Genomic DNA, 25,884 nt, shown 5'->3' on the forward strand with positions numbered 1-25,884 from the left:
CTCACTATGATCCGCTCATGGCACTGCTGCATCGCGCTGAACTGAAGCCGTCGAAGCTCGAACTCATCGAGGCCTGGCTGCCCGGTCAGGCCTGGTTCGAAGGCCCGGCCACGGCCGGGCTTGAACGCGTCGCCGCCTACCGCTTCGACGACCCGGCGGGGGCGGTCGGCGTCGAGACGCTGCTCGTGCGGTTCGGTGACGGGCCGATCTATCAGGTTCCGCTCACCTATCGGGGCGCGCCCCTGGACGGCGGCGACGACTGGTTGATCGGCACGATGGAGCACTCGGTGCTCGGCAAACGCTGGGTGTACGACGCGCTCGGCGACCCGGTCTACCTCGCGACGCTGGCGGCCGCCTTCGCCGGCGAGCCGCAGGCCGAGGAGTTCATCGAGGTCGACGGGGAGCTGGAGCGGCGGGCGCCCAGCATGGCGATCACCGGCACCGGCGCCGTCCCCGAGGGCGGCGCGGCGACTGTGGTGCGCCGCCTCGGTGACGACGCCGCGACGGCCGGCGCCGCGTTGACCGGGACCTGGGACGGACGGTCGGCGCCGGCGCTGCTGGCGTACGCCGAATGACCGGCACCGTCGCCGAGGTGATGGCCGAGCTCGCCGCGCTGGAGGACCCGAAGGCGCGCGCCGTGAACGAGAAGCACGGCGACGACCACGGCGTGAACCTCGGCAAGCTGCGCGCGGTCGCCAAGGAGCTGAAGACGCGACAGGATCTCGCGGTGGAGCTCTGGGCGACCGGCGACACCGCGGCGCGGCTGCTGGCGATCCTGATCTGCCGGCCCAAGGCGTTCGGGCGCGACGAGCTGGACGCCATGCTGCGCGCGTCGCGTACCCCGAAGGTGCACGACTGGCTCGTGAACTACGTGGTGAAGAAGAACCCGCACGCCGAGGAGCTGCGGGTGGCCTGGTTCGCCGACCCGGATCCGGTGGTCGCGAGCGCCGGCTGGGCGCTGACCACCGAACGCGTGGCGAAGAAGCCCGAGGGGCTCGACCTCGCGGCGCTGCTCGACCTCATCGAGGCGCGGATGCGCGACGCGCCGGAGCGCCTGCAGTGGGCGATGAACCACTGCCTGGCCCAGATCGGGATCGAGCACCCCGGGTACCGCGCCCGCGCGCTCGACATCGGCGAGCGCCTCGAGGTGCTCAAGGACTACCCGACGCCGCCGAACTGCACGTCCCCGTTCGCACCCGTCTGGATCAACGAAATGGTGCGCCGCAAGTCGGCGAACGCCGCGGCCAGCCCGTCGACCGTGTAGTGCGCGTTCAGGCCGCTCATCGCGGCGAGAACTACACCCCGGCCGACCGGATCCGAGCCAGCAGCGCGGGGACCCAGCGCTCGCCGTACCGGGCCTGCAGGTCCGGGCGACGCCAGTCGTCGCCCGTCACCGTGCCCCGACACGATGCTGAGCGGCACGAGCACGTCATCGCGAAATCGGGTTCGGCAGTGCTGGTGGCATAGTCATTCGTCAGCTCCTCCCCATCGGCGAGGTCGCGGCGGGCGGCCAGCTCGAAGGGGCCGACCCACCAGAGGTTCGGATCGCAGCTGTGGTTGCCGTACCCGTTGGCTCGTCGGGGTGGCAGGACGAGGTGCAGCTGGGTGTCGACCGTGATGGCGTCGATGTACGGCCGGGCCGGGTCGTGGGCCGCGGCCGCGAACATTTCGCGAAGCGCCGCCGTATCGACGAGCTGGCCGCCGAGGCGTGACACCACCGTCCCCGCTGCGATGTCGGCGCGGGCGAACAGGCCGCGACCGGAGATCGGGGAACGGCGGACCTCGACATCGGCGTGCAGCCAGCAGTCCCGCTCCGGTTCTTCGATCATCTCGTGGCCTTTCCCGTCTCACCGGCGGCGGCCCGTAGCCGTCCGAACTCCTCCGCGAGCCGGTCGATCTGCCAGGATGCGTTGAGGCCGCTCGGGTTCGGCAGCACCCAGACCGGCACGCCGGCGATCGGCTCGTCCTGGGGTCCCATCCGGGCCTTCGGCCGCGCGAACGCCGCCCGGTACGCGGTCACGCCCAGCACCGCCAGGTAGCGCGGCCGCCACCGTGCCACCAGGTCCGCCAGCAGCTTGCCGCCCGCGACCAGCTCCGCCGGGGACAGCTCGTCCGCCCGGGCCGTCGCGCGGGCGACCACGTTCGTGATGCCCAGCCCCTCGGCCGGTAGCGACCACTGCTCGGACGGGTGCAGGAGCCGCCCGGTGAAGCCGGAGCGGTGCAGCGCCGGCCAGAACCGGTTTCCCGGGCGGGCGAAGTGGTGACCGGTCGCCGCCGAGTACAGGCTCGGGTTGATGCCGGAGAAGAGCACCCGCAGGTCCGGGCCGACCAGGTCCGGAATCGTGCGGTCGGCGGCCGCCGCGATCTCGGCGGGGGTCGGCCTGCGCGGGACGGACGGCATCGGCGGTTACAGCGTGCGGAGCGCGCCGCCGTCGACGGGCACGGTCAGGCCGGTCAGGTAGCCGGCCGCCGGCGACAGCACGAACGCCGCCACCCGGCCGAACTCCTCCGGCGCGCCCAGCCGCCCGAGGGGGATGGAGGCGGCCGCCGCGGCCGCCGCGGCCTCGGCGTCGCCGGTGGCCGCGAAGAGTTCGCGGTTGCGGTCGGTCATCACCCGGCCGGGCAGCAGGCTGACCACCCGTACGCCCCGGGGGCCGAACTCGTCCGCCATGTCCTTAGCGACGCCGGCCAGCCCGGGGCGCAGCCCGTTGGACAGGCCGAGGCCGGGTATCGGCGTTCGCGTCGAGGTGGACAGCACCACCGCGATCGCGCCGCCCTCGCCGAGCTCGGCAGCGAACGTGCGCATCGCGCGTACCGATCCGAGGAAGACCGTCTCGAACGCGCCGCGCCACTGGTCGTCGGTGAGCTGCGCGGCCGTGCCGGGGTTCGGGCCGCCGACCGAGACGAGGGCGCCGTCCAGGCGCCCGAAGCGCTCCCGCGCGGTGCGGACCAGGAGCTGCGGCGTCGCGGGATCGGTGAGGTCCGCGGCGACCCCGGCGGCGCCGTCGCCCAGCTCGGCGACGGCGGCCTCGACGCTCTGCGCCGAACGGGAGGAGACGACGACCTTGGCGCCGTCGGCAACCAGCGACCGCGCGGTGGCGAAGCCGAGGCCCTTCGAGGCTCCGGTGAGGACGTAGACGCGATCGGCGAGCCCGAGATCCATGACGCCGATACTGCCACTCCGGCGGGCGGGCCGTCATCGGGCGCGCAGGAACTCCGCGGTCGCCGGGTCCGCCGGCAGGAACGACTCGACGGCCAGTTCGGCGAGGGTGACGTCCAGGGGAGTGCCGAACATCGAGGTGAAGCTGTAGAACGACAGCTCGCGGTCCGCCGCCGCGAACCGCAGCGGCACGGCCAGGCCGTCGGGCTCCGCGGCGGCCCGGCCGCCGGGCAGGGCCAGCAGCTCGTCGTGCAGCGACCGCAGCACCGGGTCGCCGGTGTTCTGCGCCTGGCGGTCGAGCCGGTGCAGCACGTGGGTGCGCCATTCGCCCAGGTTCAGGATCCGGGGTGCGATGCCGTCCGGGTGCAGCGAGAGCCGCAGCACGTTCACGGGCGGCTCCAGCAGCTCGGGTGCCGCCCCGTCGATCAGCAGGGCGACCGCCGCGTTGCCGTCGATCATGGTCCAGTGCCGGTCGACCAGCACCGCCGGGCAGGGCTCGTGCCCGGACAGCACCGCGCGCAGCGACGTCAGCACGGCGGCCAGGCCCGGGCCGCCGAGATCACCCTCGGGATAGGCCGGCGCATAGCCGCCGGCCAGCAGCAGCGCATTGCGGGCCCGCAGCGGTACGGCCAGCTCCTCGGCCAACCGCAGGATCATCTCCCGCGTCGGCCGGGAGCGGCCGGTCTCCACGAAGGACAGGTGCCGCGTGGACACCCCGGCCTGGCCGGCGAGGGCGAGCTGGCTCAGCCGCCGGTCGCCACGCCAGCGCCGCAGCAGCGCGCCAACCTCGCTCATGCCCCGATCGTAGGCAGCCCGTCGCCGCGCGCCGATTACCCGGGAGGTAATCGACCCGGCTACCCGCGCCGGGCGACGGTGGTCCGGCACACGTCACCGACCGGTAAGGGAGATCGCCATGAGCAAGCTTGCGGTGGAGCGGTACCTGGCCGCCTGGAACGCGGAACCGACCGAGCGCGGTGCGCGGATCGAGGAGGCGTTCACGGCCGACGTCCGGTACGTCGACCCGTTCGCCGCGGTCGAGGGCCACGGCGCGCTGGGGCACCTGATCGGCGCGGCGCGGGAACGGTTCCCCGGCCTGGTCTTCACGGCCGGCGGCCCGGTGGACGCGCACCACGACCAGGCGCGTTTCACCTGGCACCTGGGCCCGGCCGGCGGGGAGCCGCTGGTGGTGGGCTTCGACGTCGCGGAGTTCGGCCCGGACGGCCGCATCCGCACGGTCCTGGGCTTCATCGACCGGGCGCCGGCGATTCCGGGTTGAGCACCGGACGCCGCCGGGGCGGCGCGGCGATCCGTGCCGCCTTGGCTACCGGTGCGGTCCGGCGGCGGGGCGGCGCAGCACGCGTACCCGGCCGGCGAACTGGACGACCAGGGAGCCGGCGGCGCCGCGCACGGCCGGCGCCCGCCGGTTACGCGGCGCCGAGCTTCCGTCGTAGGACATCAGCGCCTCGCGGGCCGCCAGCTCGGCGCTGGCCGCGGCCGGCAGCTCGCCGGCCGCGCGCAGGTCGCGGGCCAGGTCCCAGCCGTCGCGCAGCGAGCCCCGCGTCGGCCGGGCCGCGGCCCACGCCGACCACCGCCGGGGCCAGCCGCGGCCGAACGCCGCGGCCAGCTCCGGCCACTGCCGCGCGACCTCGCCGGCGCGCTTCCTGAGCAGCGCGACCCGGGCCGCCTCGACCAGCCGGCCGTCGAATCCCGGCGGTACGGCGGCACCGGCGGTCAGCGCGGCCACCAGCTCCGCCTGCCGCCGCCCCAGCGACGTCATGTGACGGCGGGGTAGCCGGAGGCGGCCGCGATGGCGTCCAGCTCGCCGCGCAGCTCGGGCGCCGCCGGGTAGTCGCCGTCGCGTTCGAGCATCAGCGCGGGCGGCCGGTGCCGCTCGCACAGCGCCGTGACCAGGTCGAGGACCGGCTGGGGCACCGCGTCGGTGTGCGTGTCGTGGTAGATGCCGTCGTGCTCGGCGCCGCCCGCCACGTGGACGTACGCGACCCGCTCCAGCGGCAGCCGGTCGAACAGGGCGACCGGCTCGGTGCCGCGGTTGCGGGCGTTCGCGTAGACGTTGGCCACGTCGAGCAGCAGCAGGGCGTCGGTGCGCTCCAGGATCTCGGTGAGGAACGCGCCCTCGTCCAGCTCGTCGTCGGGCCAGTCGAAGAGGGCGGCGATGGGTTCGAGCGCGATCGGCACGTCCAGCTCGGCCTGGGTACGCCGGACGTTGGCGACCACCGCGTCGACGGCCTCGCGGCTGCGCGGTACCGGCAGCAGGTGCCCGGCCTCGACGCCGCCGGCCCGGACGAACGCGATGTGCTCGCTCACCAGGGGCGCGGCCACCCGCCGGGCCACCGCCGCGAGGTGCGCGACGCGGGCCGGCTCGACCGGCTCCGCGCCGCCGAGCGACAGCTTCACCCCGTGCGGCACGACGGCGACGCCGCGCTCGATCAGCTCGGCCAGGCCGGGCGGCAGGTCGCCGTGCGCGTGCACCGACTCGGCGACCACCTCGGCGAAGCGCAGGCCCGGCAGTTCGGCGACGAAGCCGGCGATCTCGGGCCGCCAGCCGATGCCCACCCCGTACGAGGTGGTCACCCGCCGCACCCGCCTCCGCCGCAGCCGCCTCCGCCGCCGCACGAGCTGCCGCCGCCACCGCACGAGCTGCCGCCGCCGTCCGAGCTGCCGCCGCCGCAGGACGAGGAGGAGCCGCCCGCGCCGGCGCTGGAGTTGATCCGCTGGATCTCCGCCTCGGAGGCGAACGCCGGGTCCATCGTGTAGAGCGACGCCGCGCCGAACAGCGCGATGCCCATCCCGGCGCCGGTGGCGCCGTAGGTCGCGTAGGACGGGGACATCCGCGGCGACAGGTATTCGTGCTTGCGGCGCAGCGCGGTCATGCCCTTGTCGGCGACCCGGGTGGCCCGCCGCCGGCTGCGGCGCAGCATCGAGATCGACAGGATGACCGCGAGCACGATGGCGCCGATGAGGAAGAGGACGGGCTTGTCGTTCTGCAGGCCGTCGACCAGCCGGGCCACGCCGAGCAGCACGAGGGCGGCGCCGGCCAGGGCCCAGAGCCGGGCCACCTTCGCCCGGGCGGGCGGCACCGCGAGCCTCTGCGCCTCGAGCGCCTCGCGCAGTTGCCGCAGCGCCGCGACGACCCACTCGTCGCCGATGACGTCCCGGGCCCGGATGCCGCGGCCGGCCGCGTTGTAGATCGCCGAGTCCAGCGCGGTGGCGCCGGCCGGCAGCGGCCCGGCCTGGCGCAGGGTCTTACCGGGGTTGCTGTCGATCGCCTCGGCGCCGCGCAGCCCGCCGAGCGCGGCGTAGACGGCGAGCCGGTCGCCGCCGTTGAGGTACGCGACCTGCTGCGGGTCGAGCCGCTCGACGTGCGCGCCGGAGTCGCCCGCGAAGAGGATCCGCCGGTGTATCGCCGCCAGGATCGCGACGGCCACGACGGTCACGATGTAGAGGATCAGAAAGCTCGGTCCGGTGATGCCCCAGGTGTCGCCCTGCGCTGCGAGATTCATGTCCGACCTCCCGAGCTCGTGCTGTTCAGGGCCTCATTGTGCAGGTCACCGCAAATCCGCGGTCAGCGGCGGCGGACGGCCTCCTCGACGACGTCGAGCACCCGGCCCAGTTCGCCCGCCGGGCGGCCGGTGGCCAGGTGCAGGACCATGCCGTCGTACGCCAGCTCCAGGAACTGGGTGAGTACCTCGACCGGCACGTCGTCGCGGAGCACACCGGCGTCGTGCTGGCGCTCCAGGCGCTCGCGGGTGGCCTCGGCGATGGCGGCGGAGCGCTCGGCCCAGCGCTTGGCGAACTCGGGGTCGGTGCGCAGCCGCCGGGAGACCTCCAGCTGGGTGCCGAGCCAGCCGGCGGTGTCGCCGTCGCTGGAGCGGGCCTGTCCGAGCAGGTCACGCATGACCTGGACCAGGCCGTCGCGGGCGACGGTATCCACCATGGCGGCGGCGTCGTCCTCGGCGACCGCGAGGAAGAGCGAGTCCTTGTCGCGAAAATGGTGGAAAATCGCGCCCCGGGACAGGCCGGTGGCCTCCTCGAGTCGGCGCACGGTGGCGCCCTCGTAGCCGAAGCGTGCGAAGCATCCCCGCGCCGCGGCGAGGATCTCGTGGCGGCGGGCGTCGAGCTGATCCTGGCTTACCCTGGGCACGCCTGCGATCGTGTCACGGACCTTCGGGGCCTTGCAATCCGTACGTACGGCTTGCCACGGCGCGGACTTCGCTCTCGCATGGCGCAAAAACAGCCATCCGGGCGAATCTTTGTTAACACTGTTGGACTGTCGGCCCCGGATGCACTCACGTACAGTGCGCGGGTGCCTCTCGTCTTCCTGGCCCTGGACGACACCCTGCTGGATCGCAGCGGGGCGTTCCGGCTGTGGGCGAAAGGCTTCCTCGACGAGATCTCGGCGCCGCACGAGGACCTCGAGTGGCTACTGTCCGTCGACGCCGACGGGCTCACCTCGCGCTGGGACCTCGCGGACCTGATCCGCGACCGCTACCAGCTCCAAATCCCCTCGATCGACCTGCTCGAGGAGCTGCACGAGGGCCCGCTGGCGTACGAGCGGCTCGACCCCCTCGTCGCCTGTGCACTGCGGATCGCCGGGGACTCCGGCTGGGTGCCGGTGGTGGTCACGAACGGCCCGCACGAGCAGCAGGAGAGCCGGATCCGGCGCACCGGGCTGGACCGCTATGTCGCCGACTGGGTGATTTCGGAGCAGGCCGGGGTGAGCAAGCCGAATCCGCGCATCTTCGCGCTGGCCGCCCAGCGGGTCCGGATGCGCCTCGGCGGCGCCTGGATCGTCGGCGACAGCCCGGAGGCCGACATCGGCGGCGCCGCCGCGATGGGGCTGCCCAGCGTGTGGCTGCACCGCGGCCGGGACTGGATCGACAACCGGTTCGCGCCGACCCGGGTGGTCGGCAACGTGATCCAAGGGCTGTCCGCCGTGATGGCGGCCCGATAAATAGGTTGCGCCGCCCGGGGTCGCCCGGAAGAGTGCACCCGGTACGTGTTCCGCAGGTTTCCGGAAGAGAAGGAGGTGGACCTCATGGCTGTCGTTGTCCTTCGCCATGCCCAGGTTCTTGTTCCTTCTTTCTCTTCCGAGGAGACCCTCCAGTGCGAGAGCACGACTCTTTCGGCCCGACGACCATGCGCCGCGGCCGCCGCAAGTTCGACGACGACGAAGCAGACTTCGTAAAGCGCGGCCGGCTCGAGCCGGCCCTTTCCGAGGACCCCGACCTGCCCGAGACCGGCGACCGCTGGTCGACGTGGGACGGTGCGCTGCACGGCCCGCTGCCGCGACCCGACTGGGTCCGCACCGAGCACGGGGCCGTGGACACCGAGCTGGGCGTGCTCAAGACCGGCAAAGAGGCGGACGTGCACCTCGTTCGCCGTACCGTGCCGGGTACCGATCAGGTCGCCGTGCTCGCGGCCAAGCGTTACCGCGACGGCGACCACCGGCTCTTCCACCGCGACGCGGGCTATCTCGAGGGCCGGCGGGTGCGCCGGTCCCGCGAGATGCGGGCCATGACCAACCGGACCGCGTTCGGCAAGGAGCTCATCGCCGGGCAATGGGCGGCGGCCGAGTTCGGCGCGCTGTCACGGCTCTGGCAGGTCGGCCAGGAGGGCGGCACGATCTCGGTGCCGTACCCGGTGCAGCTGCTCGGCACCGAGCTGATGCTGGAGTTCATCGGCGACTGGGAGACCGGGGAGGCCGCGCCGCGGCTCGCCCAGGTACGCACCGATCACGACGGTCTCGAGGACCTGTGGCGTCAGATGACCGAGGCGCTCAGCGTGCTGGCGCGTACCCAGATCGCGCACGGCGACCTGTCGCCGTACAACACGCTGGTGCACCGGGGCCGGCTGGTGATCATCGACATGCCGCAGATCGTCGATCTCATCGCCAACCCACAGGGCCGCGAGTTCCTGGCCCGCGACGTGCGCAACGTGGCCGGCTGGTTCACCGCGCGCGGCCTGAAGGTCGACGCGGACGGCCTCATCGAGCGGCTGTGCTACGAGGCGGGGCTGCTGTGAAGCGCCGCGCCAGGCGCCCCGGGCCGCGGCCGCCGGACACCCGCCGGCCGCGGCACGGCCGGCGTCATTGGAGGTAGCTCTCCACCTCGGTGATGCTGTGCGCCTGCTCGGTGTCCGGGTCGTTGCCCTGATCGCGCGCGGCCCGGCGCCGACGCAGGAGGTCCCAGCACTGGTCCAGCGCGACCTCCAGCTCGCGGAGCCGGACCTGCTCCTCGTCGCTGCTGATCTCGCCGCGGCCGAGCTGCCCGCGTAGCTTGTGCTCCTCGTCGACCAAGCCGCTGATCCAGCTCAGCACCGTCTTGTCATCCATGACTCAGAGCCTCGCATATTCTCCGGCGCGCGCCCGGCTACAACTCGAGCGCCACCCTGGGGGCGATGGCCTCCCACCCGGGAGCCGGCATGAGGTCGGCCGGCTGCGGCGCGAGCACCAGCTTGTAGCCGACCTGCCGGACGGTGCCGATCATCGACTCGTACTCGGTGCCGAGCTTGGCCCGCAGCCGGCGCACGTGCACGTCGACCGTGCGGTGGCCGCCGAAGTAGTCGAAGCCCCACACCTCGCGCAGCAGCTGGTCGCGGCTGAACACCCGGCCCGGGTGCTGGGCCAGGAACTTCAACAGCTCGAACTCCTTGTACGTGAGGTCGAGCTGGCGCCCCTTGAGCCGCGCGGAGTAGGTGTGCGGGTCGATGACGAGCTCGCCCGCGTTGACCAGGCCGCTGGTGGCGCCCGCGGCGCCGCCGGAGACCCGCGCGGTGGCCAGCCGCAGCCGGGCCTCGACCTCGGCCGGCCCGGCGCCGGTCAGCAGCACGTCGTCCAGGCCCCAGTCGGCGGCCATCGCGATCAGCCCGGCCTCCTCGACGACGGCGAGCAGCGGCACCCGCAGCCCCGTCGTGCGCAGCAGCCGGCACAGGTCGCGGGCGTCGAGCAGGTCGCGCCGCGCGTCGACGAGCACGGCGTCGGGGTCGGCGCCGGACATCAGGGCCTGTACGTCGTAGGTGCCGACCCGCAGCGAGTGCCGCAGCAGATCGAGCGCCGGCAGGGCTCGATCCGCAGCGTTCGCGCCGGGACGGGTGGCCAGCAGCAGGATCTCCATGACCACAGCGTGCAACACCCATGTTTCCGGCAGCTTTCCGGCAGCTCACAGGCGTGGGAACGGCGCGATGCCCCGCCGCCCGGGTGGGCGACGGGGCATCGGCTCTACCCGTACGCGATCAGCTCGCGAGCATCTTGCGCAGCACGTACTGCAGGATGCCGCCGTGGCGGTAGTAGTCCGCCTCGCCCGGCGTGTCGATCCGGACGTCGGCGTCGAACTCCACGCCGGTGTCCGTGCGGACCTTCACGGTCGACGGGATGCCGCCCTCGTTGAGCGCCTCGACCCCGGTGATCGAGAAGGTCTCGGTGCCGGTGAGCCCGAGCGACTCCGCGTTCGTCTTCGGCGGGAACTGCAGCGGCAGCACGCCCATGCCGATCAGGTTCGAGCGGTGGATGCGCTCGTAGGACTCGGCGATGACCGCGCGCACGCCCAGCAGCATGGTGCCCTTCGCCGCCCAGTCGCGCGACGAGCCGGAGCCGTACTCCTTGCCGGCCAGGATGACCAGCGGGACGCCGGCCTCCTTGTAGGCGACCGAGGCGTCGTAGATGCTGGTCTGCTCGCCGGTCAGGTGGTTGACGGTGAAGCCGCCCTCCACGCCCGGTACGAGCTGGTTGCGCAGCCGGATGTTCGCGAACGTGCCGCGGATCATCACCTCGTGGTTGCCGCGGCGCGAGCCGTACGAGTTGAACTCGTGCCGGGGCACGCCGTGCTCGGCGAGGTACTTGCCCGCGGGGGAGTCCGGCTTGATCGAGCTGGCCGGCGAGATGTGGTCGGTGGTGACCGAGTCGCCGAGCTTCGCCAGCACCCGCGCGCGGGCGATGTCGCCGACCGGCGACGGCTGCGCGGCCATGCCCTCGAAGTAAGGGGGCTTGCGCACGTAGGTCGAGTCCTCGGCCCACTCGAACGTCTTGCCCTCCGGCGTCGGCAGCGACTGCCACTGCTCGTCGCCGGCGAAGACGTCGGCGTACGCGGCGCTGAAGCCCTCGGCACCGATCGCCTGCGCGATGACGTCGTCGATCTCCTTGGCGGACGGCCAGACGTCGGCCAGGAAGACCGGCTTGCCGTCGGAGCCGATGCCGAGCGGCTCGGTGGTGATGTCGATGTCCATCGAGCCGGCCAGGGCGTACGCCACGACCAGCGGCGGGGACGCCAGGTAGTTCATCTTGACGTCCGGGTTGATCCGGCCCTCGAAGTTCCGGTTGCCGGACAGGACGGACACCGCGGTGAGGTCGGCCTCGTTGACCGCGGCGGAGACCTCCTCGGGCAGCGGGCCGGAGTTGCCGATGCAGGTGGTGCAGCCGTAGCCGACCAGGTTGAAGCCGATCTTGTCCAGGTACGGCGTCAGGCCGGACCGGTCGTAGTAGTCGGAGACGACCTTGGAGCCCGGCGCGAGGGTGGTCTTGACCCACGGCTTGCGGGTCAGGCCCTTCTCGACCGCCTTCTTGGCGAGCAGGGCGGCACCGATCATGACCTGCGGGTTCGAGGTGTTGGTGCAGGACGTGATGGCGGCGATGACGACCGCGCCGTGGTCCAGCTCGTACTCGACGCCGTCCTCGCCCTTGACCAGCGTGGGCTTGGAGGTCCGGCCCTTCGCGCCGTTCGCGGCGCTGAAGAGGACCGGCTTGTCGGCCGCGTCGTCGACGCCGTTGGCGGGCGAGTCGGAGGCCGGGAAGGACTCCTCGCTGGCCTCGTCGGCGTGCCCGTGCGGCGTGGCGTAGTTCGGCAGGGCGTCGCGGAACGCCGCCTTCGCCTCGCTCAGCAGGACCCGGTCCTGCGGGCGCTTCGGGCCGGCCAGCGACGGGACGATCGTCGACAGGTCGAGCTCGAGCTTCTCGGAGAAGTTCGGCTCGGCGTTCGGGTCGAGCCACAGGCCCTGGCGCTTCGCGTACGCCTCGACGAGCGCGACCTGCGCCTCGGTGCGGCCGGTCAGCTGGAGGTACTTGATCGTCTCTTCGTCGATCGGGAAGATCGCGGCGGTCGAGCCGTACTCCGGCGACATGTTGCCGATGGTGGCGCGGTTGGCCAGCGGCACGGCGCTGACGCCGGGGCCGTAGAACTCGACGAACTTGCTGACCACGCCGTGCTGGCGGAGCATCTCGGTGATCGTCAGCACCAGGTCGGTCGCGGTGGTGCCGGCCGGCATCTCGCCGTGCAGCTTGAAGCCGACGACCCGCGGGATCAGCATGCTGACCGGCTGGCCCAGCATCGCGGCCTCGGCCTCGATACCGCCGACGCCCCAGCCCAGCACGCCGAGGCCGTTGACCATCGTGGTGTGCGAGTCGGTGCCGACCACGGTGTCCGGGTAGGCCTGCCCGTTGCGCTCCATGATCGTGCGGGCCAGGTACTCGATGTTGACCTGGTGCACGATGCCGGTGCCCGGCGGGACGACCTTGAACTCGTTGAACGCGGTCTGTCCCCAGCGCAGGAACTGGTAGCGCTCGCGGTTGCGCTGGTACTCCAGCTCGACGTTGCGGGCGAAGGCGTCCTCGCGGCCGAACAGGTCGGCGATCACCGAGTGGTCGATGACCAGCTCGGCGGGGGCGAGGGGGTTGACCTTCGTCGGGTCGCCGCCCAGCTCCTTGACGGCCTCGCGCATGGTGGCGAGGTCGACGACGCAGGGCACGCCGGTGAAGTCCTGCATCAGCACCCGGGCCGGGGTGAACTGGATCTCCACGCTCGGGTCGGCGGTGGGGTCCCAGCCGCCGAGGGCCCGGATGTGGTCGGCGGTGATGTTCGCGCCGTCCTCCGTGCGGAGCAGGTTCTCCAGCAGGATCTTCAAGGAGTACGGCAGGCGGTCATGCCCGTCGACCTTGTCGATCGTGAAAATCTCGTAGCTCGCGTCTGCGACGCGTAGCTCGCTCTTCGCACCAAAGGTGTCGAGGCTGGCCACGTCATCTCCTTCACACCCAGCGACTGTGAGTAGTACTCATCAGTCTGTCGCACCGGTGACGGGCGCCCGCCGGTTAGGTTCACCTAACTCAGGGTTCACGTCTTCCGTAAACCGTACGTCCGTCTTGTTATCCACTGCAACCCGGGTCCGGCCCGGTGGGATCATGTCCGCATGCCTGCGCTTGTCGTGCACTACCACCGCGAGGACGGGGCCTACGGGGACTGGGTGCTGCACGCGTGGGGTGACATCGCGCCGGGCGCGATCACCGGCTACCCCGGTGGCCACCCGTTCGCCGGAGAGGACGCCTACGGCCGCTTCGCCTGGGTGGGGGTCGCCGAGGATGCCCGCCAGGTGGGCTTCCTGGTGGTCGACCACGCCGGCGCCAAGGACGTGGCGCACGACCGGCACGTCGATCCGGCGGTCACCCCCGAGGTCTGGCTGCGGCACGGCGACCCCGAGGTCTACCCGAGCGCCGCGGCGGCGGGCTCCGCCTCGCTCGGCCCGGAGCTCGGCCCGGCGCGCGCCCTCGCCGTCTTCGTCGACCGGACCACCCTCGCCCTGCCGGCGCACCTCGCCGGCCTGGCCGAGGGGTTCACCCTGGTCTCGGGCGCGGACGGCGAGCACGCGGTGTCGCTGGCACTCACGCCCCGCCCCGGCGGGCTGTTCCGGGCGCAGGGCCGCCGCTTCCCGCACCTGCGCTCCTACCGCGCCTTCGCCGTGCCCGAGCTCGCCGACGACGCCCTCGGCGAGCTGCTGCTCGGCCAGGTGCTCGTGGCGGGCCGCGACGCCGCCGACCGGGTCACGGTCCTGACCGGAATCCAGCTTCCAGGCGTCCTGGACGACCTGTACGCGGGCGCCGCCGACGCCGGCCTCGGCGTGGTCGTAGACGAGGGGCGACCGACGATCTCCGTCTGGGCGCCGACCGCCCGCGCGGTCTCGCTGGAGCTGTCCCGTACGCCCGGCGACGAGCCGGAGGTCCTGCCGATGGAGCGGGACGCCGCTACCGGCGTGTGGTCCGTCGCCGGCCGCCGCGAGTGGCTCGGCCGCTACTACCGCTTCCGGGTCGAGGTCTGGCATCCGGCGGCGCAGCGCGTCGTGACCAGCAGCGTCACCGACCCGTACGCGCTGTCGCTCTCGGTCGACTCGACGCACAGCCAGCTCGTCGACCTGTCCGCGCCGGAGCTGCGGCCGCCGGGCTGGGCGGGGCTGGTCAAGCCGCCGGCCGTCGCGCCGGCCCGGATGCAGATCGCCGAGCTGCACGTCCGCGACTTCTCCATCGCCGACGCCTCGGTGCCGGCGGGGGAGCGGGGCACGTTCCTGGCCTTCACCCACCCCGAATCGGCGGGCATGCGGCACCTGCGGACGCTCGCGGACGCCGGGCTCACCCACGTGCACCTGCTGCCGGCGTTCGACTTCGCCACCGTGCCCGATCGCCGCGCCGACCAGGCCGTGCCGCGGTGCGACCTGGCCGCGCTGCCGCCGGACTCGCCGGAGCAGCAGCGCGCGGTCCTGGCCGTCGCCGACGAGGACGGCTTCAACTGGGGGTACGACCCGCTGCACTACACGACGCCGGAGGGCAGCTTCGCCGTCGACCCGTCCGGGAGCGCCCGGATCCTCGAGTTCCGCCGGATGGTCGCGGCGCTCGGCGCGGCGGGCCTGCGCGTGATCATGGACGTCGTCTACAACCACACCTCGGCCGACGGGCTCGCGCCGTTCAGCGTGCTCGACCGGATCGTGCCCGGCTACTACCACCGTCTGCTGGCCGACGGCACCGTCGCCGACTCGACCTGCTGCTCCAACACCGCGCCCGAGCACCTGATGATGGGCCGGCTGGTGGTGGACTCGACGGTCACCTGGGCCCGGGAGTACAAGGTGGACGGCTTCCGCTTCGACCTGATGGGCCACCACCCGCGCGCGAACATCCTGGCGGTCCGGGCCGCCCTCGACCGCGTCGACCCCGACATCTACCTCTACGGCGAGGGCTGGAACTTCGGCGAGATCGCGGACGACGCGCGGTTCGCGCAGGCGACGCAGGTCAACCTGGCCGGCACCGGCATCGGCACGTTCAACGACCGGCTGCGCGACGCGGTCCGCGGCGGCGGCGCGCTCGACCGCGACCCGTCCGTGCGGGGCTTCGCGACCGGGCTCGGCGCGGACACCCCGCTCGCCGTGCACGACCAGGTCAAGGTGGGGCTCTCCGGCGGCCTGGCGGCGTACCGGTTCGTCGCGCACACCGGCGCCGAGCGCAGCGGCGCCGAGATCGACTACCACGGCTCGCCCGGCGGCTACACGGCCGCGCCGGGTGAGTGCGTCGCCTACGTGGACGCGCACGACAACGAGACGCTCTACGACGCGATGGCGTTCAAGCTCCCGGCGTCGCTGCCGATGCCGGAGCGGGCCCGCATGCAGGTGCTCGCGCTGTCGCTCGTCGTGCTCGGGCAGGGCGTCGGCTTCGTCGCGCTCGGCACCGAGCGGCTGCGGTCGAAGTCGCTCGACCGCAACTCCTACAACTCGGGCGACTGGTTCAACCAGCTGCGCTGGGCCGGCGCGGACGGCAACGGCTTCGGCATCGGGCTGCCGCCGGCGCCGGAGAACGAGCACCGGTGGCCGCTGGCGCGCCCGCTGCTCGCCGACCCGGCGCTGGTCCCGTCGGCGGAGCAGATCGACCTGACCGCGGCCCGCTACGCGGAGCTGCTGCGGATCCGCCGGGCCTCGCCGGTGTTCGGCCTGCCGACGGCCGACGAGGTGCAGCGCAGGCTGAGCTTCCCGCTGGGCGGGCCGGCGGAGAGCCCGGGCGTGATCGTGATGTGCCTGGACGGCGCGGGCCTCGACCCGCGCTGGAGCGAGACCGTGGTCGTCTTCAACGCGACGGGGCACCCGACGAGCCAGGCGGTGCCGTCGCTGGCGGGCCGATCGCTGACCCTGCACCCCGAGCTGGTCGCCTCGGCCGACCCGTTGCTGCGCACCGCCGCCGCGGCGGCGGGCACGCTGACGGTTCCGGCCCGCTCGGTGGCCGTGTTCGTCGCCGGGCCGGCGGGGCGACCGGTCGGCTGAGGGCCCGTTGCCGAGGTCTGGCAGCATGAGCGCGGCCGCCGGGCGGCGGCCGGTTGTCAGCGTCGGAGGTCATCGTGCGGTTCGCCCCGCTGTTGTGCGGCATCGTCCTTGTCGCGGCTGTCGCCGCCTGCACCGACGAGCCGCCGGCCGCGACCGCGCCCAGCCCGACCGCCCCGGCGTCGACGCCCGTGTGGCACGAGCCGATGAACTACGCGTACGTCGTCGACCGCCGTTGTGGTACTGGGCCGTCGGAGGGCGTCTACCGGGTGACGGTGCGGGGGCACGCGGTGGCGAGCATCGAGCGCACCGACGGCAAGACCGCGTCCGGCGAGGAGGAGATCGAGCTGCCGACGCTCGGCGGCCTGCTCGACCTGGCGCAGACCGCGGCGGACGACGGCGGCGAGATGACCACCAGCGTCGACCCGGCCGACGGTCACCCGGTGGCGGTCACCTTCGACGTCTCGGAGGGCGCCGGCGCGCCGACCTGTTTCGTCATCACGGAATATGCGGTGCAGGGCTGAGGCTCGCCGTCACGCCCGGCGCGGTCAGCAGCTGGCACATCGCGGCCAGCTCCTCGGGCTGGTACGGGAAGTCCTGCCGCACCCACCACAGCAGCGTGCTGAGCAGCGCGCCCGAGTAGTACTCGGCCGCGATCTCGACCGGCAGCCGGGTGCCGGCCACGCACAGGTGCTCGCGCAGCAGCTCGAAGAGCAGCCGCTGCATCAGGTGGGTGAAGGCGTTGCCGCCCTGGCGGCCGCAGACGGCACGGTAGACCCGCTGATTCCGGTACGCGTGGTCGAAGATCACCCCGAGCGGCCGGCCGGCGTCGGTCGGCCGCCGGTGCTCGGTCATGGCGTCCAGCTCGCTGCGCAGGTCCTCGCGCAGGCCGTCGAACCACGTCATGAACAGGGCGTCCTTGTCGCGGAAGTGGGTGTAGAAGGTGGACCGTCCGATGTCGGCGCGGTCGAGCACGTCCTGCACGGTGAGCCGCTCGTAGCCGCGCTCCTCGATCAGCGCGACGAGCGCCTCCTGCAGCATCCGCCGAGTGCGCCGAACCCGTCGATCCATGGCTCCTCTTCCCGGACAGTTTCCGGCCTTTGTGCGAAGCCGGACTACACCGCGTGATTGGTCGTTGACCGGAGTCCGGTGTAGAGAACCATACTCGAACATGATGTTCGACATTGAACGCACTGTCCGGGTGTCGCCATGAGACATCCCGGCGGCTACGACCGGAATACCCATCGCCTGCTGGCCCGGATGCGTACCCGGATCATCGACGACATCGCGGCGGCGGATCTCGAACCCGGCAGCCGGATTCTCGACGTGGGCACCGGCCCCGGCCGGTTACCGCTGGCCATCGCGGCCGCGTTTCCCTCCCTGCGTGTCGACGCGGTGGACCTGTCGGCCGAAATGATCGAGTACGCCCGCGGGGTCGCCGGCGACGCGCCGGTCACCTTCGCCGTCGGCGACGTGGCCCGGCTGCCGTTCCCCGACGACACGTTCGAGCTGGTGGTCTCGTCGCTGAGCCAGCACCACTGGACCGATGTGGAGGGTGGGATCCGCGACCTGCGCCGGGTGCTACGCCCGGGCGGCCGGATGTGGATCTACGACGCGCGGTTCGCGCTGCGCCGGGCGACCGCGGCGGCCCGGGCCTCGTTCGCGCCCGCCTCGGTGACCCGGGTGCCGATCCGGGTCACCCGCGTCCCGGTCAAGCTGGTCAGCCGGCTGGGTGCCCGGGCCTGAGGGCGCGCAGGGCCGCGTCGACCGCCCGCTCGCGGATCGCCCCGATGACCTCGTCCTCGGGGAAGAGGATCACGCAGTCCTGCAGGCCGCCGAGGGCGACGACCGCGCGTACCCGGTCCGCCGGGTCCTCGCCGACCAGCATGACGTCGAGCCGGGTTCGCCATTGGATCATCGTGTTGACCAGGTCGAGCTCGCTGAGCACCTGGACGTCGCGCAGCAGCCCCGCGAACAGCTGGCGGTGCCGCACGCACATGTCGAAGTACGCCTCGAGCACCGCGCGCTGGTCGGTCCGGGCCTTCGCCTCCGCGCCGGCGAGGAAGTCCTCCAGGTCGTCGACGAGCGGCGCGGTCAGCGCGCCCAGCAGGTCGCGTTTGGAGCTGAAGTGGTAGTAGAGCGCCGCCTTGGTGATGCCGAGCTCCTCGGCGATCTCGCGCAGGCTGGTCTGCTCGAAGCCGCGGGTGGAGAACAGTCGCAAGGCGACGGTCTTCGCCTCCTCGCGGGTGTCGGTGTTCAGGCGCGGCATGTCGGCATATTAGCCGAACGGTTGACTACCTGCCGCCCGGTAAGTAAGCATGGCGGCATGACCAGCGTCCTGATCTCCGGCGCGAGCGTCGCCGGGCCCGCGCTCGCGTACTGGCTGCACCGGTACGGCATGGACGTCACCGTCGTGGAGAAGGCCGGCTCGATCCGCGGCGGCGGCTATCCCATCGACATCCGCGGCGCCGCCGTCGACGTGGTCGAGCGCATGGGCGTGCTGCCGCAGGTGCGCGCCGCGCACATCGCCACCCGGCGGATCACCGTGACCGACGGCGCCGGCCGCACGGTCGCCGCCTTCAGCCCCGACGACCTCACCGGCGGCCGGCCCGGCGCCGACCTCGAGCTACCCCGCGGCGACCTGACCTCGATCCTGTACGCGCGGACCCGCGACGACGTCGAGTACGTCTTCGGCGACTCGATCGCCGGCCTCGGCGCGCACGACGGCGGCGTCGACGTCACGTTCGAGCGCGGCCGCCCGCGCACCTTCGACTACGTGGCCGGCGCCGACGGCCTGCACTCCAACACCCGCCGCCTGGCGTTCGGCCCGGAGCCCGCCTACCACCGCTATCTGGGCTGCTGCTTCGCCGGTTTCACCGCGCCGAACATTGGCGGTTGGTCGCACGAGGCGATCCTGCAGAACACGCCCGGGACGATGGCCGCGGTCTACGCCGTCGGCGAGCAGCCCTGGGTGCACGCCCTGCTGGCGTTCGCGACGCCGGAGCCGCCCCGGGACGCCGCCGACCGCGTCGCGCTGGTCGCCGAGGCCTTCGCGGGCCAGGGCGGCGAGGTGCCCGCCCTGCTCGACACGCTGGCCGGCGCGGACGACGTCTACTTCGACACGGTCAGCCAGATCCGGATGCCGGGCTGGGTCGACGGCCGGGTCGCGCTGCTCGGCGACGCGGCGTACGCGCCCTCGTTCCTCACCGGCCAGGGCACCAGTCTCGCCCTGGCCGGCGCCTACGTCCTCGCCGGCGAGCTGCGCAACGGGACGCCGGCTGCCTACGAGGCGCGGATGCGCGACTACGTCACCCGCAACCAGGCGCTGGCGGACAACGGCGGCATGACCATCCTGCCGCGCACCCGGGCCCGGCTCTGGGCGCGCAACCAGGCCTTCCGGCTGCTGCCGCTGCTGGCCCGCACCAACCTGGCCGGGCGCGGCGAGCGCCGCGCCGCGACCTCGCTGTCTCTGCCGTCCTACGTCTAGCTGTCCAGGCCGGGCAGGCGCGGGCCGGCCTCGCGCTGCGAGGACAGCCAGGCCTCGACCTCCGCGGACGAGCGCGGCAGGCCCGCCGAGAGGTTGCGGCAGCCGTCGGCCGTGACCAGCACGTCGTCCTCGATCCGGACGCCGACGCCGCGCAGCTCCGCCGGGACCAGCTCGTCCTCCGGCTGGAAGTACAGGCCGGGCTCGACCGTGAGCACGTAGCCCTCGGCCAGGGCGCCGTCGCGGTAGGTCTCCTTGCGGGCGGCCGAGCAGTCGTGCACGTCGATGCCGAGCATGTGGCCGAAGCCGTGCAGCGTCCAGCGGCGGTACACCGTGGACTTGTCGCTCATCGCCTCGTCCACGCTCACCGGCAGCAGGCCCAGGTCGTGCAGGCCCTCGGCCAGCGCCCGCATGCAGGTCAGGTGCACGTCGTGGAACTTGACGCCGGGCTTGATCGCGTCCATGCCGGCCTGCTGCGAGGCGTGCACGATGTCGTAGACCTGGCGCTGCAGCGGGGTGAACGTGCCCGAGACCGGCACCGTGCGCGTCACGTCGGCGGTGTAGAAGTTGCGGTTCTCGACGCCCATGTCCATCAGCAGCAGGTCGCCCGGCGTGGTGACGCCGGTGTTGCGGACCCAGTGCAGGATCGTCGCGTGCGCGCCGGCGCCGACGATGCTGCTGTAGCCGACGTCGTTGCCGTCGACCCGGGCGCGCATCCCGAAGACGCCCTCGAGCAGGCGCTCCGGCACGGCGCGGTCGGCGGGCAGGATCCGGGCCACGTCCTCGAAGCCGCGCACGGTCGCGTCGATCGCGTCCTGCAGCTGCGCGATCTCCCACTCGTCCTTGACCAGCTTCAGCTCGGAGATCACCGAGGCCAGGGCGCGGTCCCGGCGTACCTGCGGGTCCGGCTCGTAGGCGAGCACCGCCCGGTCGACGACCGGGGCCAGGCCGCGCAGCACCCGGGTGCGGGCCGGCGCGCACTCGGCGAGCGTCTGGCCGAGCGCGGCGTAGGGCGCGGTCTCGAGACCCAGCTCGGTCGACTTCTCGCGCAGGGTGTGCCGGCGGCCGACCCACAGCTCGCCGTCGCGGCTGCGGAAGAACTCGTCGGTCTCCTTGGAGGACCGCTGCCGGCTGTAGACGACCGCGTCGTGCCCGGAGCCGCTGGGCCGCATGACCAGCACGCTGTCCGGGTCGCTGTCGCCGGTGAGGTAGACGAAGTCGCTGCCGGGCCGGAAGTGGTAGTCGGTGTCGTTGGCGCGCACCTTCTCGACCCCGCTCGGGATGACCAGGGTCTCGCCCGGGAACGCGTCGGAGAGGGCGGCGCGGCGCTTGGCGTAGTTCGGCGTCTCCGGGCGGGGCGTCACGTTCAGGGCGTCGTCGCGCCAGCCGGTGCGCATGAACTGCAGGAGCGCCTCCGGGAAGTCCGGGTCGTGCGACTCGGTCTTCGGCGTGCTGGTGCCCTCGCTCTGCTCGGCCATGATGGCCCTCCCGTTCGGCGCGTCGTCCCTGATCCCGCCCTGACGTTACCGCCTGACCAAGATCAAGAGCAGCCGGGCTTCACCTCGTCGTCAGGGTGAGGCACGCCACCCGGGGCCCGGCGGTGCCGGCCTTGCCCGCGGCGGTGCTGGTCGGCTTGGCGTGGATGATCAGCGAGCGGGGCGGTTCGATCCGGTCGAAGTACCAGTCCTCGCCCGCGCCGACGAGCGCGGCGCCCCGGGCGTCCGCCGTGAAGTCGAGCCAGACCTCGTTGTGCGGGTTCGCGTACGAAGGGTCGACCGAGGGCGGCGACGCGGCGGCCTTCGGGTCGGGCACGTGCTGGTAGTGCGGGCCGGCGTCCTCGGGCACCGCGGTGCACGGCTGCCGGTGCAGGTGTGCGCCGTAGGTACGGCGCGGCACCATGCCGGTGACCGCGAGCCGTACCCGGGTGCCGTCCGCGGTCCGGACGATGACGACCTGGGCGGTCGATCCGGGCGGGACCACCTTGGGGTCGTAGGTGATCGCCAGGCTGCTCTGCGGGAAGGGCAGGAAGGTGCCGGTGACCATGCCCTGCGTCATCGGGGCGCCCGGGCTGCCCGGCGGCGGCACCGCGGGCGACGGGCGGGCCGAGCCGGGCGGGCCGCTGGCGAACCACGGGGTCCCGCCCGGCGGCGGGGAGAAGGTCCGCTCGCCGGTCGGCGTGGCGTCGGTGCACCCCGCGAGGGCGGCGGTGAGCAGAAGGGGTAGGGCAAGCCGGCGGAGACGCATGGGTCAAATCATGTCAAAGAAGGGCAAATCGGGCGAGCATTTCCCATGCGCTGGCTTTCTCGAGCCGCGGGCGCGAGGCTGACAGGCGACACTGACACGGCGCGATTGGGGATCGGGATGGGCTACGCGGTGGTGCTCGGGGAGGCGCTCGTCGATCTCCTGGAGACCGGGCACGACGGCGAGCTGATCTACCGGCAGGCGATCGGCGGCGCGCCGCTGAACGTCGCGGTCGGCGTCACCCGGCTCGGCGGCGACGTGCGGTACCTCGGCTCGCTCGGCAACGACACCCTCGGCGACCGGATCGCGGCGTTCCTGCGGCAGTCCGGCCTCGGCACCGACGGCCTCACGCGGGTCGGCGTGCCGACCACGCTCGCGGTGACCACGTTCGACGGCGCCGAGCCGACGTTCCAGTTCTACGGCGAGCCGCCGTCCTACGCGCTGCTGCGCCCCGAGGACGTCGACGAAGCGGTGGTCGCGGGCGCCGGCGTCGTGTACACCGGGTCGATCTGCCTGATGCGCGAGCCGTTCCGGGCCGCGGCCCGCAAGGCCTGGGCCGTGCCGGGGCCGGTGCGGGTGTTCGATCCGAACGTGCGCCCGAAGCTGCTGCCCGACGCCGCCGCGGTGACCGAACTGCGCGACCTGGTCGAGGGGTTCTTCGCGACGGCGGACCTGGTGAAGCTCAGCTCGGCCGACGCCGAGGTGCTGTGGGACGGCGCGACCCCGGCGAGCGCGGCGGAACACATCCTCAAGGTCGGCGCGCGGGCGGTCGTGGTGACCTGCGGCTCGAAGGGCGCCTACGTGGCGACGGCGGAGGGCGCCTCGATGCTGCCCGCGCCGGCGGTGGCCGCCGTCGACGCGACCGGCGCCGGCGACTCCGTGATGGCCGCCCTGGTCCGGCGCCTGCTGGCCGACGGCGTGCCGGCGGACCTGGAGGGCTGGCGGCGCCACGTGCGCTTCGCGCTGGCCGTGGCCGGCCTGGTGTGCGAGCGCCCGGGCGGCGCCGTGGCGATGCCGACCAACGAGGAGCTCACCGCCCGTTGGGGCGCGCTGATCTAGCCGCCGAGCGCCTTGGCGATGAAGCGCTGGCGGTCGAGCAGCACGCGCTCGACGCGTACCTCGGCGACCAGCTCCTCGCCGTCGCGGACCGCGACCTCGAAGAGCAGCTTGCGGCCGTCGACCTTGGTCAGCGTCGCCAGGGCGGTGACCCGGCGCCCGAGCGGGGTCGGCGCGCGGTGCTCGACCTCGGCGCGGGTGCCGACGGTGGTCACCCCGCCCGGCAGCTTCCGGGCGGTGGCGGCGACCGTGGCGGCCTCGGCGAGCGCGAGCACCCGGGGCGTACCGAGCACGGGCACGTCACCCGAGCCGAGCGCCTGCGCGGTGTCGGCGTCGGTGACGGTCAGCTCGACCTGGGCACTGAGACCAGGCGAGAACTCCGGAAGCTCCATGCGCACAGCTTAAGACCGCTCGGGCCCGCGCCAGAAAGAGTCATCCTCCGGCGCCGGGTCCGCCACCGCCTCCGCCACCGGGTCCGCCGGCCGCGGCGCCGGGCCGCGGGCGTGCCGGGCCCGGATCGACAGCTGCTCGGCGAGCCACCACGCCTCGGCGACGTCGCGGTCCCGGGCCACCCCGGAGCGGCCGCCGGCGGTGTCGCCGTAGACCGTGGCCAGCCCGAGCCGCCGCTGCAGCGGCCCCTGGATCACCCGCACGCTCTGCAGCCGCGCGTACGGGACGATGGTCACCTCGCGGGTCAGCAGGCCGGAGCGGGACACGAAGACCTCGTCGGTCAGCGCCGCGCCCATCGAGTTCAGCGCGATCGGGTTCAGCCAGCGCGCGCGGGCCGGCGGCGGGGTGGTGACCAGGGCGGCCAGGTCGACGCCGGGCAGCACCTCCCAGGCCAGCTCGCGGGCGGTCGCGAGGGCGCCGACGGGCAACAGCCGGTCGGAGTGCTTGTCGTTGCCCGACTGCGGCCCCGCGTAGCCGGCGATGTCCAGCCGCATGTGCAGCCAGCCCTTCGCCCGCCAGAACAGCGGCCAGGTGACGCCGATGGACTGCACCCGGTTCAGCGGGACGATCTGGCTGCGGGTCTCCAGCAGCCCGTGGCGCACGGCGAGCCGGCCGTCCGGGTCGCGGGCGAGCCGGAAGTCCCAGTCCTGCAGCACCCGGCGGATCGGCTGCAGCAGCACGCCCGCCATCGCGGTGACCGTGCTGGCGATGCCGATGAAGGTCCACGAGTGTTCCAGCACGAACTGGGTCGCGACGAAGGCCACGCCGAGCGGGAGCAGCAGGGCCTGCGGGGTGAGCAGCTGGCTGATCAGCAGGTCCCGGTTGTCGACCCGCAGCAGCGGACGCTCGAGCGCGGGTGGGCCGGCCGCCGGCTCGTGGACGGCCCGGCCGGCCGCGCCGGGGGTACGCCCGGCGAGCGCGAGCAGCCGCTCCCGCAGCGCGGCCGCCTCCCGCACGGTCAGGTACGCCAGCGGCGCCTCGGTCTTGCCGCCGCCGACCACCTCGAGCCGGAGCTCGGCGAGGCCGGTGAGCTGGGCGAGCAGCGGCCGCCGCAGCTCGACGGCCTGCAGCCGGTCGAGCGGGATGGCCCGGTTGCGCCGCCAGATCAGCCCCTCGGCGATCCGCAGCTCCCGGCCGACGACGTGGTAGCCGGTGTTGAGCCAGCCGACCACCGAGAAGATCACCACGCCGACGGCGATCACCGTGACCACCACGGCGAACCGGCCGACGCCGACCTCGGACAGCGTCTGCCAGCTGAGCGCGGCGACGATGACGGCGATGGACTTGGCCCCGTTGAGCAGCGGGCTCAGCGGATGCAGCCGCCGCCGCGGCTCGTCGCCCGGCGTCGCGGGCGGGTCGGTCTCCGGTGGCGTGGTCAGATCGCGGTGCGGATCCGGCTGGGGGCGCGCGTCGGCGGTCACAGGCCCTCGGCCCGGTCCTCGCCCAGCGCGGTGAGCCGGTCGCGCAGCCGGGACGCCTCCTCCGGCGCCAGGCCCGGAATCCGCGCGTCGCTGGCCGCCGCCGCCGTGTGCAGCTGGACCGTCGCCAGCTTGAACGCCCGCTCCAGCGGGCCCGCGGTGACGTCGACGAACTGCATGCGCGCGTACGGGACGATCGAGAGGCGGCGGATCACCAGGCCGTGGCGGACCAGCAGGTCGTTGTCGCGCTCGGCGTACCCCCAGGCCTTGACGGCCCGGACCGTCACGACCGAGCGCCAGGCCGCGAGGAGCAGGACCGCCGCCATGGCCGCCGGCCAGGCCCGGTGGTCGGTGAGCAGCCAGCCGACGGCGAGGCCGGCCAGCACGATCACGACCCAGAGCGCGCGATTGATCAACTCCACAGTGATCAGACTGCGCGAGACCGGCCGCCAGGTGACCGTCTCGGGCCACGGCTCAAGCGGGTCGGTGTGCGGTGCGGGCGCCGGGGCGCTGGGCTCGGTCACAGCAGAAAGCCTATGGGGTGCTGTCGTCCGGCGGCGCCCTGAATTCGGTCACCTCGCGCAGGAAGCCGCGGGCGTTGAGGAAATCGCTGAGATGCGCCCGATGATCGTCGCAGGCCAGCCAGGTCTTGCGGTGCAGCGGCTCGTGCAGGCTGGGATTGTTCCAGCGCAGGACCCACACCGCGGGCGCACGGCAGCCCTTGGCGGAACACTCGGGAAGAAATTCCTCGACCACCCCGAAACACTATCCGGCGGACGGTGGATCGGAGGGGAGTTGAGCGCCGGGCGACCACGGGGGAAGTCGCCCGGCGACGCGCTGAATGTTACACGGCGGATCTGGGATTCCGTCTACCCGCCAGGGTGCCCGTTCGAGCGCATCGCGCAGAAAGATCGACTTCTCCGGTGAACCTGGCCAGGGGGCCGGCGACCGGGCCACGGGGAAAAAGGTTCGATCTAATGCGGCTCTGCCAGCCGCCTCCA

Annotated in this window: 28 protein-coding genes and 1 pseudogene; 10 read left to right on the top strand and 19 right to left on the bottom strand. The window is 73.1% G+C overall.

Features of this window, described 5'->3' with window-relative positions; all coding sequences use genetic code 11:
- Positions 1-17: 17 nt before the first annotated feature.
- Both ACIBSW_RS15790 and ACIBSW_RS15795 read left to right on the top strand, forming a co-directional pair.
- A complete protein-coding gene (locus ACIBSW_RS15790) occupies positions 18-575 on the top strand; it encodes a CG0192-related protein (RefSeq protein WP_354721201.1) in 558 nt (185 codons plus the stop codon).
- On the top strand, positions 572-1,264 hold the full coding sequence (locus ACIBSW_RS15795) for a DNA alkylation repair protein (protein WP_354721200.1): 693 nt from the start codon (positions 572-574) through the stop codon (positions 1,262-1,264). Before ACIBSW_RS15790 ends, ACIBSW_RS15795 begins: the two co-directional genes overlap by 4 nt.
- A gap of 31 nt (positions 1,265-1,295) precedes the next feature.
- Here ACIBSW_RS15795 and ACIBSW_RS15800 read toward each other — a convergent pair whose 3' ends face one another.
- From ACIBSW_RS15800 to ACIBSW_RS15815, 4 genes are read right to left on the bottom strand one after another with little or no spacing between them, the layout of a single operon-like run.
- On the bottom strand, positions 1,296-1,829 hold the full coding sequence (locus ACIBSW_RS15800; protein ID WP_354721198.1) for an SET domain-containing protein: 534 nt from the start codon (positions 1,827-1,829) through the stop codon (positions 1,296-1,298).
- Positions 1,826-2,401 carry a G/U mismatch-specific DNA glycosylase gene (gene mug, locus ACIBSW_RS15805; RefSeq protein WP_354721197.1) on the bottom strand — a complete coding sequence of 192 codons (576 nt, stop codon included), beginning with the start codon at positions 2,399-2,401 and terminating at the stop codon, positions 1,826-1,828. Before mug ends, ACIBSW_RS15800 begins: the two co-directional genes overlap by 4 nt.
- Positions 2,402-2,407: 6 nt before the next feature.
- Positions 2,408-3,163, bottom strand: a complete 756-nt coding sequence (locus ACIBSW_RS15810) for an SDR family oxidoreductase (RefSeq protein WP_354721195.1) — start codon at positions 3,161-3,163, stop codon at positions 2,408-2,410.
- A gap of 33 nt (positions 3,164-3,196) precedes the next feature.
- A complete protein-coding gene (locus ACIBSW_RS15815; RefSeq protein WP_354721193.1) occupies positions 3,197-3,955 on the bottom strand; it encodes a helix-turn-helix transcriptional regulator in 759 nt (252 codons plus the stop codon).
- 118 nt (positions 3,956-4,073) lie between these two features.
- Between ACIBSW_RS15815 and ACIBSW_RS15820 the strand changes: the two genes are divergently transcribed.
- On the top strand, positions 4,074-4,436 hold the full coding sequence (locus tag ACIBSW_RS15820) for a nuclear transport factor 2 family protein (RefSeq protein ID WP_354721192.1): 363 nt from the start codon (positions 4,074-4,076) through the stop codon (positions 4,434-4,436).
- A gap of 45 nt (positions 4,437-4,481) precedes the next feature.
- Here the strand turns inward: ACIBSW_RS15820 and ACIBSW_RS15825 are convergent, their stop codons facing one another.
- The 4 genes from ACIBSW_RS15825 to ACIBSW_RS15840 form a co-directional block, all read right to left on the bottom strand.
- Positions 4,482-4,937 carry a hypothetical protein gene (locus tag ACIBSW_RS15825; RefSeq protein WP_354721190.1) on the bottom strand — a complete coding sequence of 152 codons (456 nt, stop codon included), beginning with the start codon at positions 4,935-4,937 and terminating at the stop codon, positions 4,482-4,484.
- Positions 4,934-5,752: a DUF692 domain-containing protein gene (locus ACIBSW_RS15830; protein ID WP_354721188.1), complete on the bottom strand. Its 819-nt coding sequence runs from the start codon at positions 5,750-5,752 to the stop codon at positions 4,934-4,936. Before ACIBSW_RS15830 ends, ACIBSW_RS15825 begins: the two co-directional genes overlap by 4 nt.
- The gene (locus tag ACIBSW_RS15835; protein ID WP_354721186.1) at positions 5,749-6,681 is read right to left on the bottom strand and encodes a TIGR04222 domain-containing membrane protein; all 933 of its coding nucleotides are present in this window, start codon (positions 6,679-6,681) and stop codon (positions 5,749-5,751) included. Before ACIBSW_RS15835 ends, ACIBSW_RS15830 begins: the two co-directional genes overlap by 4 nt.
- A gap of 62 nt (positions 6,682-6,743) precedes the next feature.
- A complete protein-coding gene (locus tag ACIBSW_RS15840) occupies positions 6,744-7,322 on the bottom strand; it encodes a helix-turn-helix domain-containing protein (RefSeq protein WP_354721184.1) in 579 nt (192 codons plus the stop codon).
- A gap of 162 nt (positions 7,323-7,484) precedes the next feature.
- On the opposite strand from ACIBSW_RS15840, the gene ACIBSW_RS15845 reads away from it, so the two are divergent.
- A complete protein-coding gene (locus ACIBSW_RS15845) occupies positions 7,485-8,132 on the top strand; it encodes an HAD family hydrolase (protein ID WP_184996378.1) in 648 nt (215 codons plus the stop codon).
- Between the two features lie 152 nt (positions 8,133-8,284).
- On the top strand, positions 8,285-9,202 hold the full coding sequence (locus ACIBSW_RS15850) for a serine protein kinase RIO (RefSeq protein ID WP_404799342.1): 918 nt from the start codon (positions 8,285-8,287) through the stop codon (positions 9,200-9,202).
- A 64-nt stretch (positions 9,203-9,266) separates the two neighbouring features.
- Here ACIBSW_RS15850 and ACIBSW_RS15855 read toward each other — a convergent pair whose 3' ends face one another.
- The 3 genes from ACIBSW_RS15855 to acnA form a co-directional block, all read right to left on the bottom strand.
- Positions 9,267-9,512: a DUF2630 family protein gene (locus ACIBSW_RS15855; RefSeq protein WP_354721182.1), complete on the bottom strand. Its 246-nt coding sequence runs from the start codon at positions 9,510-9,512 to the stop codon at positions 9,267-9,269.
- Positions 9,513-9,549: 37 nt separating this feature from the next.
- Positions 9,550-10,293, bottom strand: a complete 744-nt coding sequence (locus ACIBSW_RS15860; RefSeq protein WP_354721180.1) for a response regulator transcription factor — start codon at positions 10,291-10,293, stop codon at positions 9,550-9,552.
- Positions 10,294-10,411: 118 nt separating this feature from the next.
- Entirely contained in the window at positions 10,412-13,183 is a 2,772-nt protein-coding gene (gene acnA, locus ACIBSW_RS15865; protein WP_354721178.1) for an aconitate hydratase AcnA, read from the bottom strand.
- A 180-nt stretch (positions 13,184-13,363) separates the two neighbouring features.
- Here acnA and pulA point away from each other — a divergent pair.
- Positions 13,364-16,237: pseudogene (pulA, locus tag ACIBSW_RS15870) on the top strand (pullulanase-type alpha-1,6-glucosidase); the annotation flags it as partial.
- Positions 16,238-16,311: 74 nt separating this feature from the next.
- Positions 16,312-16,758, top strand: coding sequence for a hypothetical protein (locus ACIBSW_RS15875; protein ID WP_354721176.1), 447 nt, complete (start codon positions 16,312-16,314; stop codon positions 16,756-16,758).
- On the opposite strand, the gene ACIBSW_RS15880 is transcribed toward ACIBSW_RS15875, so the two are convergent.
- Positions 16,733-17,305 (bottom strand): TetR/AcrR family transcriptional regulator, encoded by a 573-nt coding sequence (locus tag ACIBSW_RS15880; RefSeq protein WP_354721174.1) that lies wholly within the window; start codon positions 17,303-17,305, stop codon positions 16,733-16,735. The two genes, ACIBSW_RS15875 and ACIBSW_RS15880, sit on opposite strands and share 26 nt — an antisense overlap.
- A gap of 138 nt (positions 17,306-17,443) precedes the next feature.
- On the opposite strand from ACIBSW_RS15880, the gene ACIBSW_RS15885 reads away from it, so the two are divergent.
- Positions 17,444-17,980, top strand: a complete 537-nt coding sequence (locus tag ACIBSW_RS15885) for a class I SAM-dependent methyltransferase (protein ID WP_354721172.1) — start codon at positions 17,444-17,446, stop codon at positions 17,978-17,980.
- On the opposite strand, the gene ACIBSW_RS15890 is transcribed toward ACIBSW_RS15885, so the two are convergent.
- Positions 17,955-18,503 (bottom strand): helix-turn-helix domain-containing protein, encoded by a 549-nt coding sequence (locus tag ACIBSW_RS15890; RefSeq protein WP_354721171.1) that lies wholly within the window; start codon positions 18,501-18,503, stop codon positions 17,955-17,957. The genes ACIBSW_RS15885 and ACIBSW_RS15890 overlap by 26 nt on opposite strands.
- A gap of 57 nt (positions 18,504-18,560) precedes the next feature.
- Here ACIBSW_RS15890 and ACIBSW_RS15895 point away from each other — a divergent pair, with 57 nt between their 5' ends.
- A complete protein-coding gene (locus tag ACIBSW_RS15895; protein ID WP_354721169.1) occupies positions 18,561-19,721 on the top strand; it encodes an FAD-dependent monooxygenase in 1,161 nt (386 codons plus the stop codon).
- On the opposite strand, the gene ACIBSW_RS15900 is transcribed toward ACIBSW_RS15895, so the two are convergent.
- Complete coding sequence (locus tag ACIBSW_RS15900; RefSeq protein WP_354721167.1) at positions 19,718-21,196, bottom strand: aminopeptidase P family protein; 1,479 nt, start codon at positions 21,194-21,196, stop codon at positions 19,718-19,720. The two genes, ACIBSW_RS15895 and ACIBSW_RS15900, sit on opposite strands and share 4 nt — an antisense overlap.
- 79 nt (positions 21,197-21,275) lie before the next feature.
- Positions 21,276-21,962: a hypothetical protein gene (locus tag ACIBSW_RS15905; protein ID WP_354721165.1), complete on the bottom strand. Its 687-nt coding sequence runs from the start codon at positions 21,960-21,962 to the stop codon at positions 21,276-21,278.
- Positions 21,963-22,079: 117 nt separating this feature from the next.
- On the opposite strand from ACIBSW_RS15905, the gene ACIBSW_RS15910 reads away from it, so the two are divergent.
- Positions 22,080-23,018, top strand: coding sequence for a carbohydrate kinase (locus ACIBSW_RS15910; RefSeq protein WP_354721163.1), 939 nt, complete (start codon positions 22,080-22,082; stop codon positions 23,016-23,018).
- On the opposite strand, the gene ACIBSW_RS15915 is transcribed toward ACIBSW_RS15910, so the two are convergent.
- From ACIBSW_RS15915 to ACIBSW_RS15930, 4 genes are read right to left on the bottom strand one after another with little or no spacing between them, the layout of a single operon-like run.
- On the bottom strand, positions 23,015-23,407 hold the full coding sequence (locus ACIBSW_RS15915) for a thioesterase, FlK family (protein WP_354721161.1): 393 nt from the start codon (positions 23,405-23,407) through the stop codon (positions 23,015-23,017). The genes ACIBSW_RS15910 and ACIBSW_RS15915 overlap by 4 nt on opposite strands.
- Positions 23,408-23,416: 9 nt before the next feature.
- The gene (locus ACIBSW_RS15920) at positions 23,417-24,886 is read right to left on the bottom strand and encodes a PH domain-containing protein (protein ID WP_404799343.1); all 1,470 of its coding nucleotides are present in this window, start codon (positions 24,884-24,886) and stop codon (positions 23,417-23,419) included.
- Positions 24,883-25,407: a PH domain-containing protein gene (locus ACIBSW_RS15925; RefSeq protein ID WP_354721159.1), complete on the bottom strand. Its 525-nt coding sequence runs from the start codon at positions 25,405-25,407 to the stop codon at positions 24,883-24,885. Before ACIBSW_RS15925 ends, ACIBSW_RS15920 begins: the two co-directional genes overlap by 4 nt.
- Before the next feature lie 10 nt (positions 25,408-25,417).
- Positions 25,418-25,639, bottom strand: coding sequence for a hypothetical protein (locus tag ACIBSW_RS15930; protein ID WP_354721157.1), 222 nt, complete (start codon positions 25,637-25,639; stop codon positions 25,418-25,420).
- Between the last annotated feature and the right edge of the window lie 245 nt (positions 25,640-25,884).

Origin of the sequence: Actinoplanes sp. NPDC049668, assembly GCF_044465445.1 — a bacterium.
Classification (GTDB): domain Bacteria; phylum Actinomycetota; class Actinomycetes; order Mycobacteriales; family Micromonosporaceae; genus Actinoplanes.

Coding starts and splice junctions, on each gene's coding strand:
- ACIBSW_RS15800 (WP_354721198.1), bottom strand. CDS start 1,829: ATGATCGAAGAACCGGAGCGGGACTGCTGGCTGCACGCCGATGTCGAG.
- ACIBSW_RS15810 (WP_354721195.1), bottom strand. CDS start 3,163: ATGGATCTCGGGCTCGCCGATCGCGTCTACGTCCTCACCGGAGCCTCG.
- ACIBSW_RS15860 (WP_354721180.1), bottom strand. CDS start 10,293: ATGGAGATCCTGCTGCTGGCCACCCGTCCCGGCGCGAACGCTGCGGAT.
- ACIBSW_RS15855 (WP_354721182.1), bottom strand. CDS start 9,512: ATGGATGACAAGACGGTGCTGAGCTGGATCAGCGGCTTGGTCGACGAG.
- mug (WP_354721197.1), bottom strand. CDS start 2,401: ATGCCGTCCGTCCCGCGCAGGCCGACCCCCGCCGAGATCGCGGCGGCC.
- ACIBSW_RS15900 (WP_354721167.1), bottom strand. CDS start 21,196: ATGGCCGAGCAGAGCGAGGGCACCAGCACGCCGAAGACCGAGTCGCAC.
- ACIBSW_RS15790 (WP_354721201.1), top strand. CDS start 18: ATGGCACTGCTGCATCGCGCTGAACTGAAGCCGTCGAAGCTCGAACTC.
- ACIBSW_RS15895 (WP_354721169.1), top strand. CDS start 18,561: ATGACCAGCGTCCTGATCTCCGGCGCGAGCGTCGCCGGGCCCGCGCTC.
- ACIBSW_RS15915 (WP_354721161.1), bottom strand. CDS start 23,407: ATGGAGCTTCCGGAGTTCTCGCCTGGTCTCAGTGCCCAGGTCGAGCTG.
- ACIBSW_RS15835 (WP_354721186.1), bottom strand. CDS start 6,681: ATGAATCTCGCAGCGCAGGGCGACACCTGGGGCATCACCGGACCGAGC.
- ACIBSW_RS15825 (WP_354721190.1), bottom strand. CDS start 4,937: ATGACGTCGCTGGGGCGGCGGCAGGCGGAGCTGGTGGCCGCGCTGACC.
- ACIBSW_RS15795 (WP_354721200.1), top strand. CDS start 572: ATGACCGGCACCGTCGCCGAGGTGATGGCCGAGCTCGCCGCGCTGGAG.
- ACIBSW_RS15820 (WP_354721192.1), top strand. CDS start 4,074: ATGAGCAAGCTTGCGGTGGAGCGGTACCTGGCCGCCTGGAACGCGGAA.
- ACIBSW_RS15905 (WP_354721165.1), bottom strand. CDS start 21,962: ATGCGTCTCCGCCGGCTTGCCCTACCCCTTCTGCTCACCGCCGCCCTC.
- ACIBSW_RS15815 (WP_354721193.1), bottom strand. CDS start 3,955: ATGAGCGAGGTTGGCGCGCTGCTGCGGCGCTGGCGTGGCGACCGGCGG.
- ACIBSW_RS15885 (WP_354721172.1), top strand. CDS start 17,444: ATGAGACATCCCGGCGGCTACGACCGGAATACCCATCGCCTGCTGGCC.
- ACIBSW_RS15910 (WP_354721163.1), top strand. CDS start 22,080: ATGGGCTACGCGGTGGTGCTCGGGGAGGCGCTCGTCGATCTCCTGGAG.
- ACIBSW_RS15890 (WP_354721171.1), bottom strand. CDS start 18,503: ATGCCGCGCCTGAACACCGACACCCGCGAGGAGGCGAAGACCGTCGCC.
- ACIBSW_RS15880 (WP_354721174.1), bottom strand. CDS start 17,305: ATGGATCGACGGGTTCGGCGCACTCGGCGGATGCTGCAGGAGGCGCTC.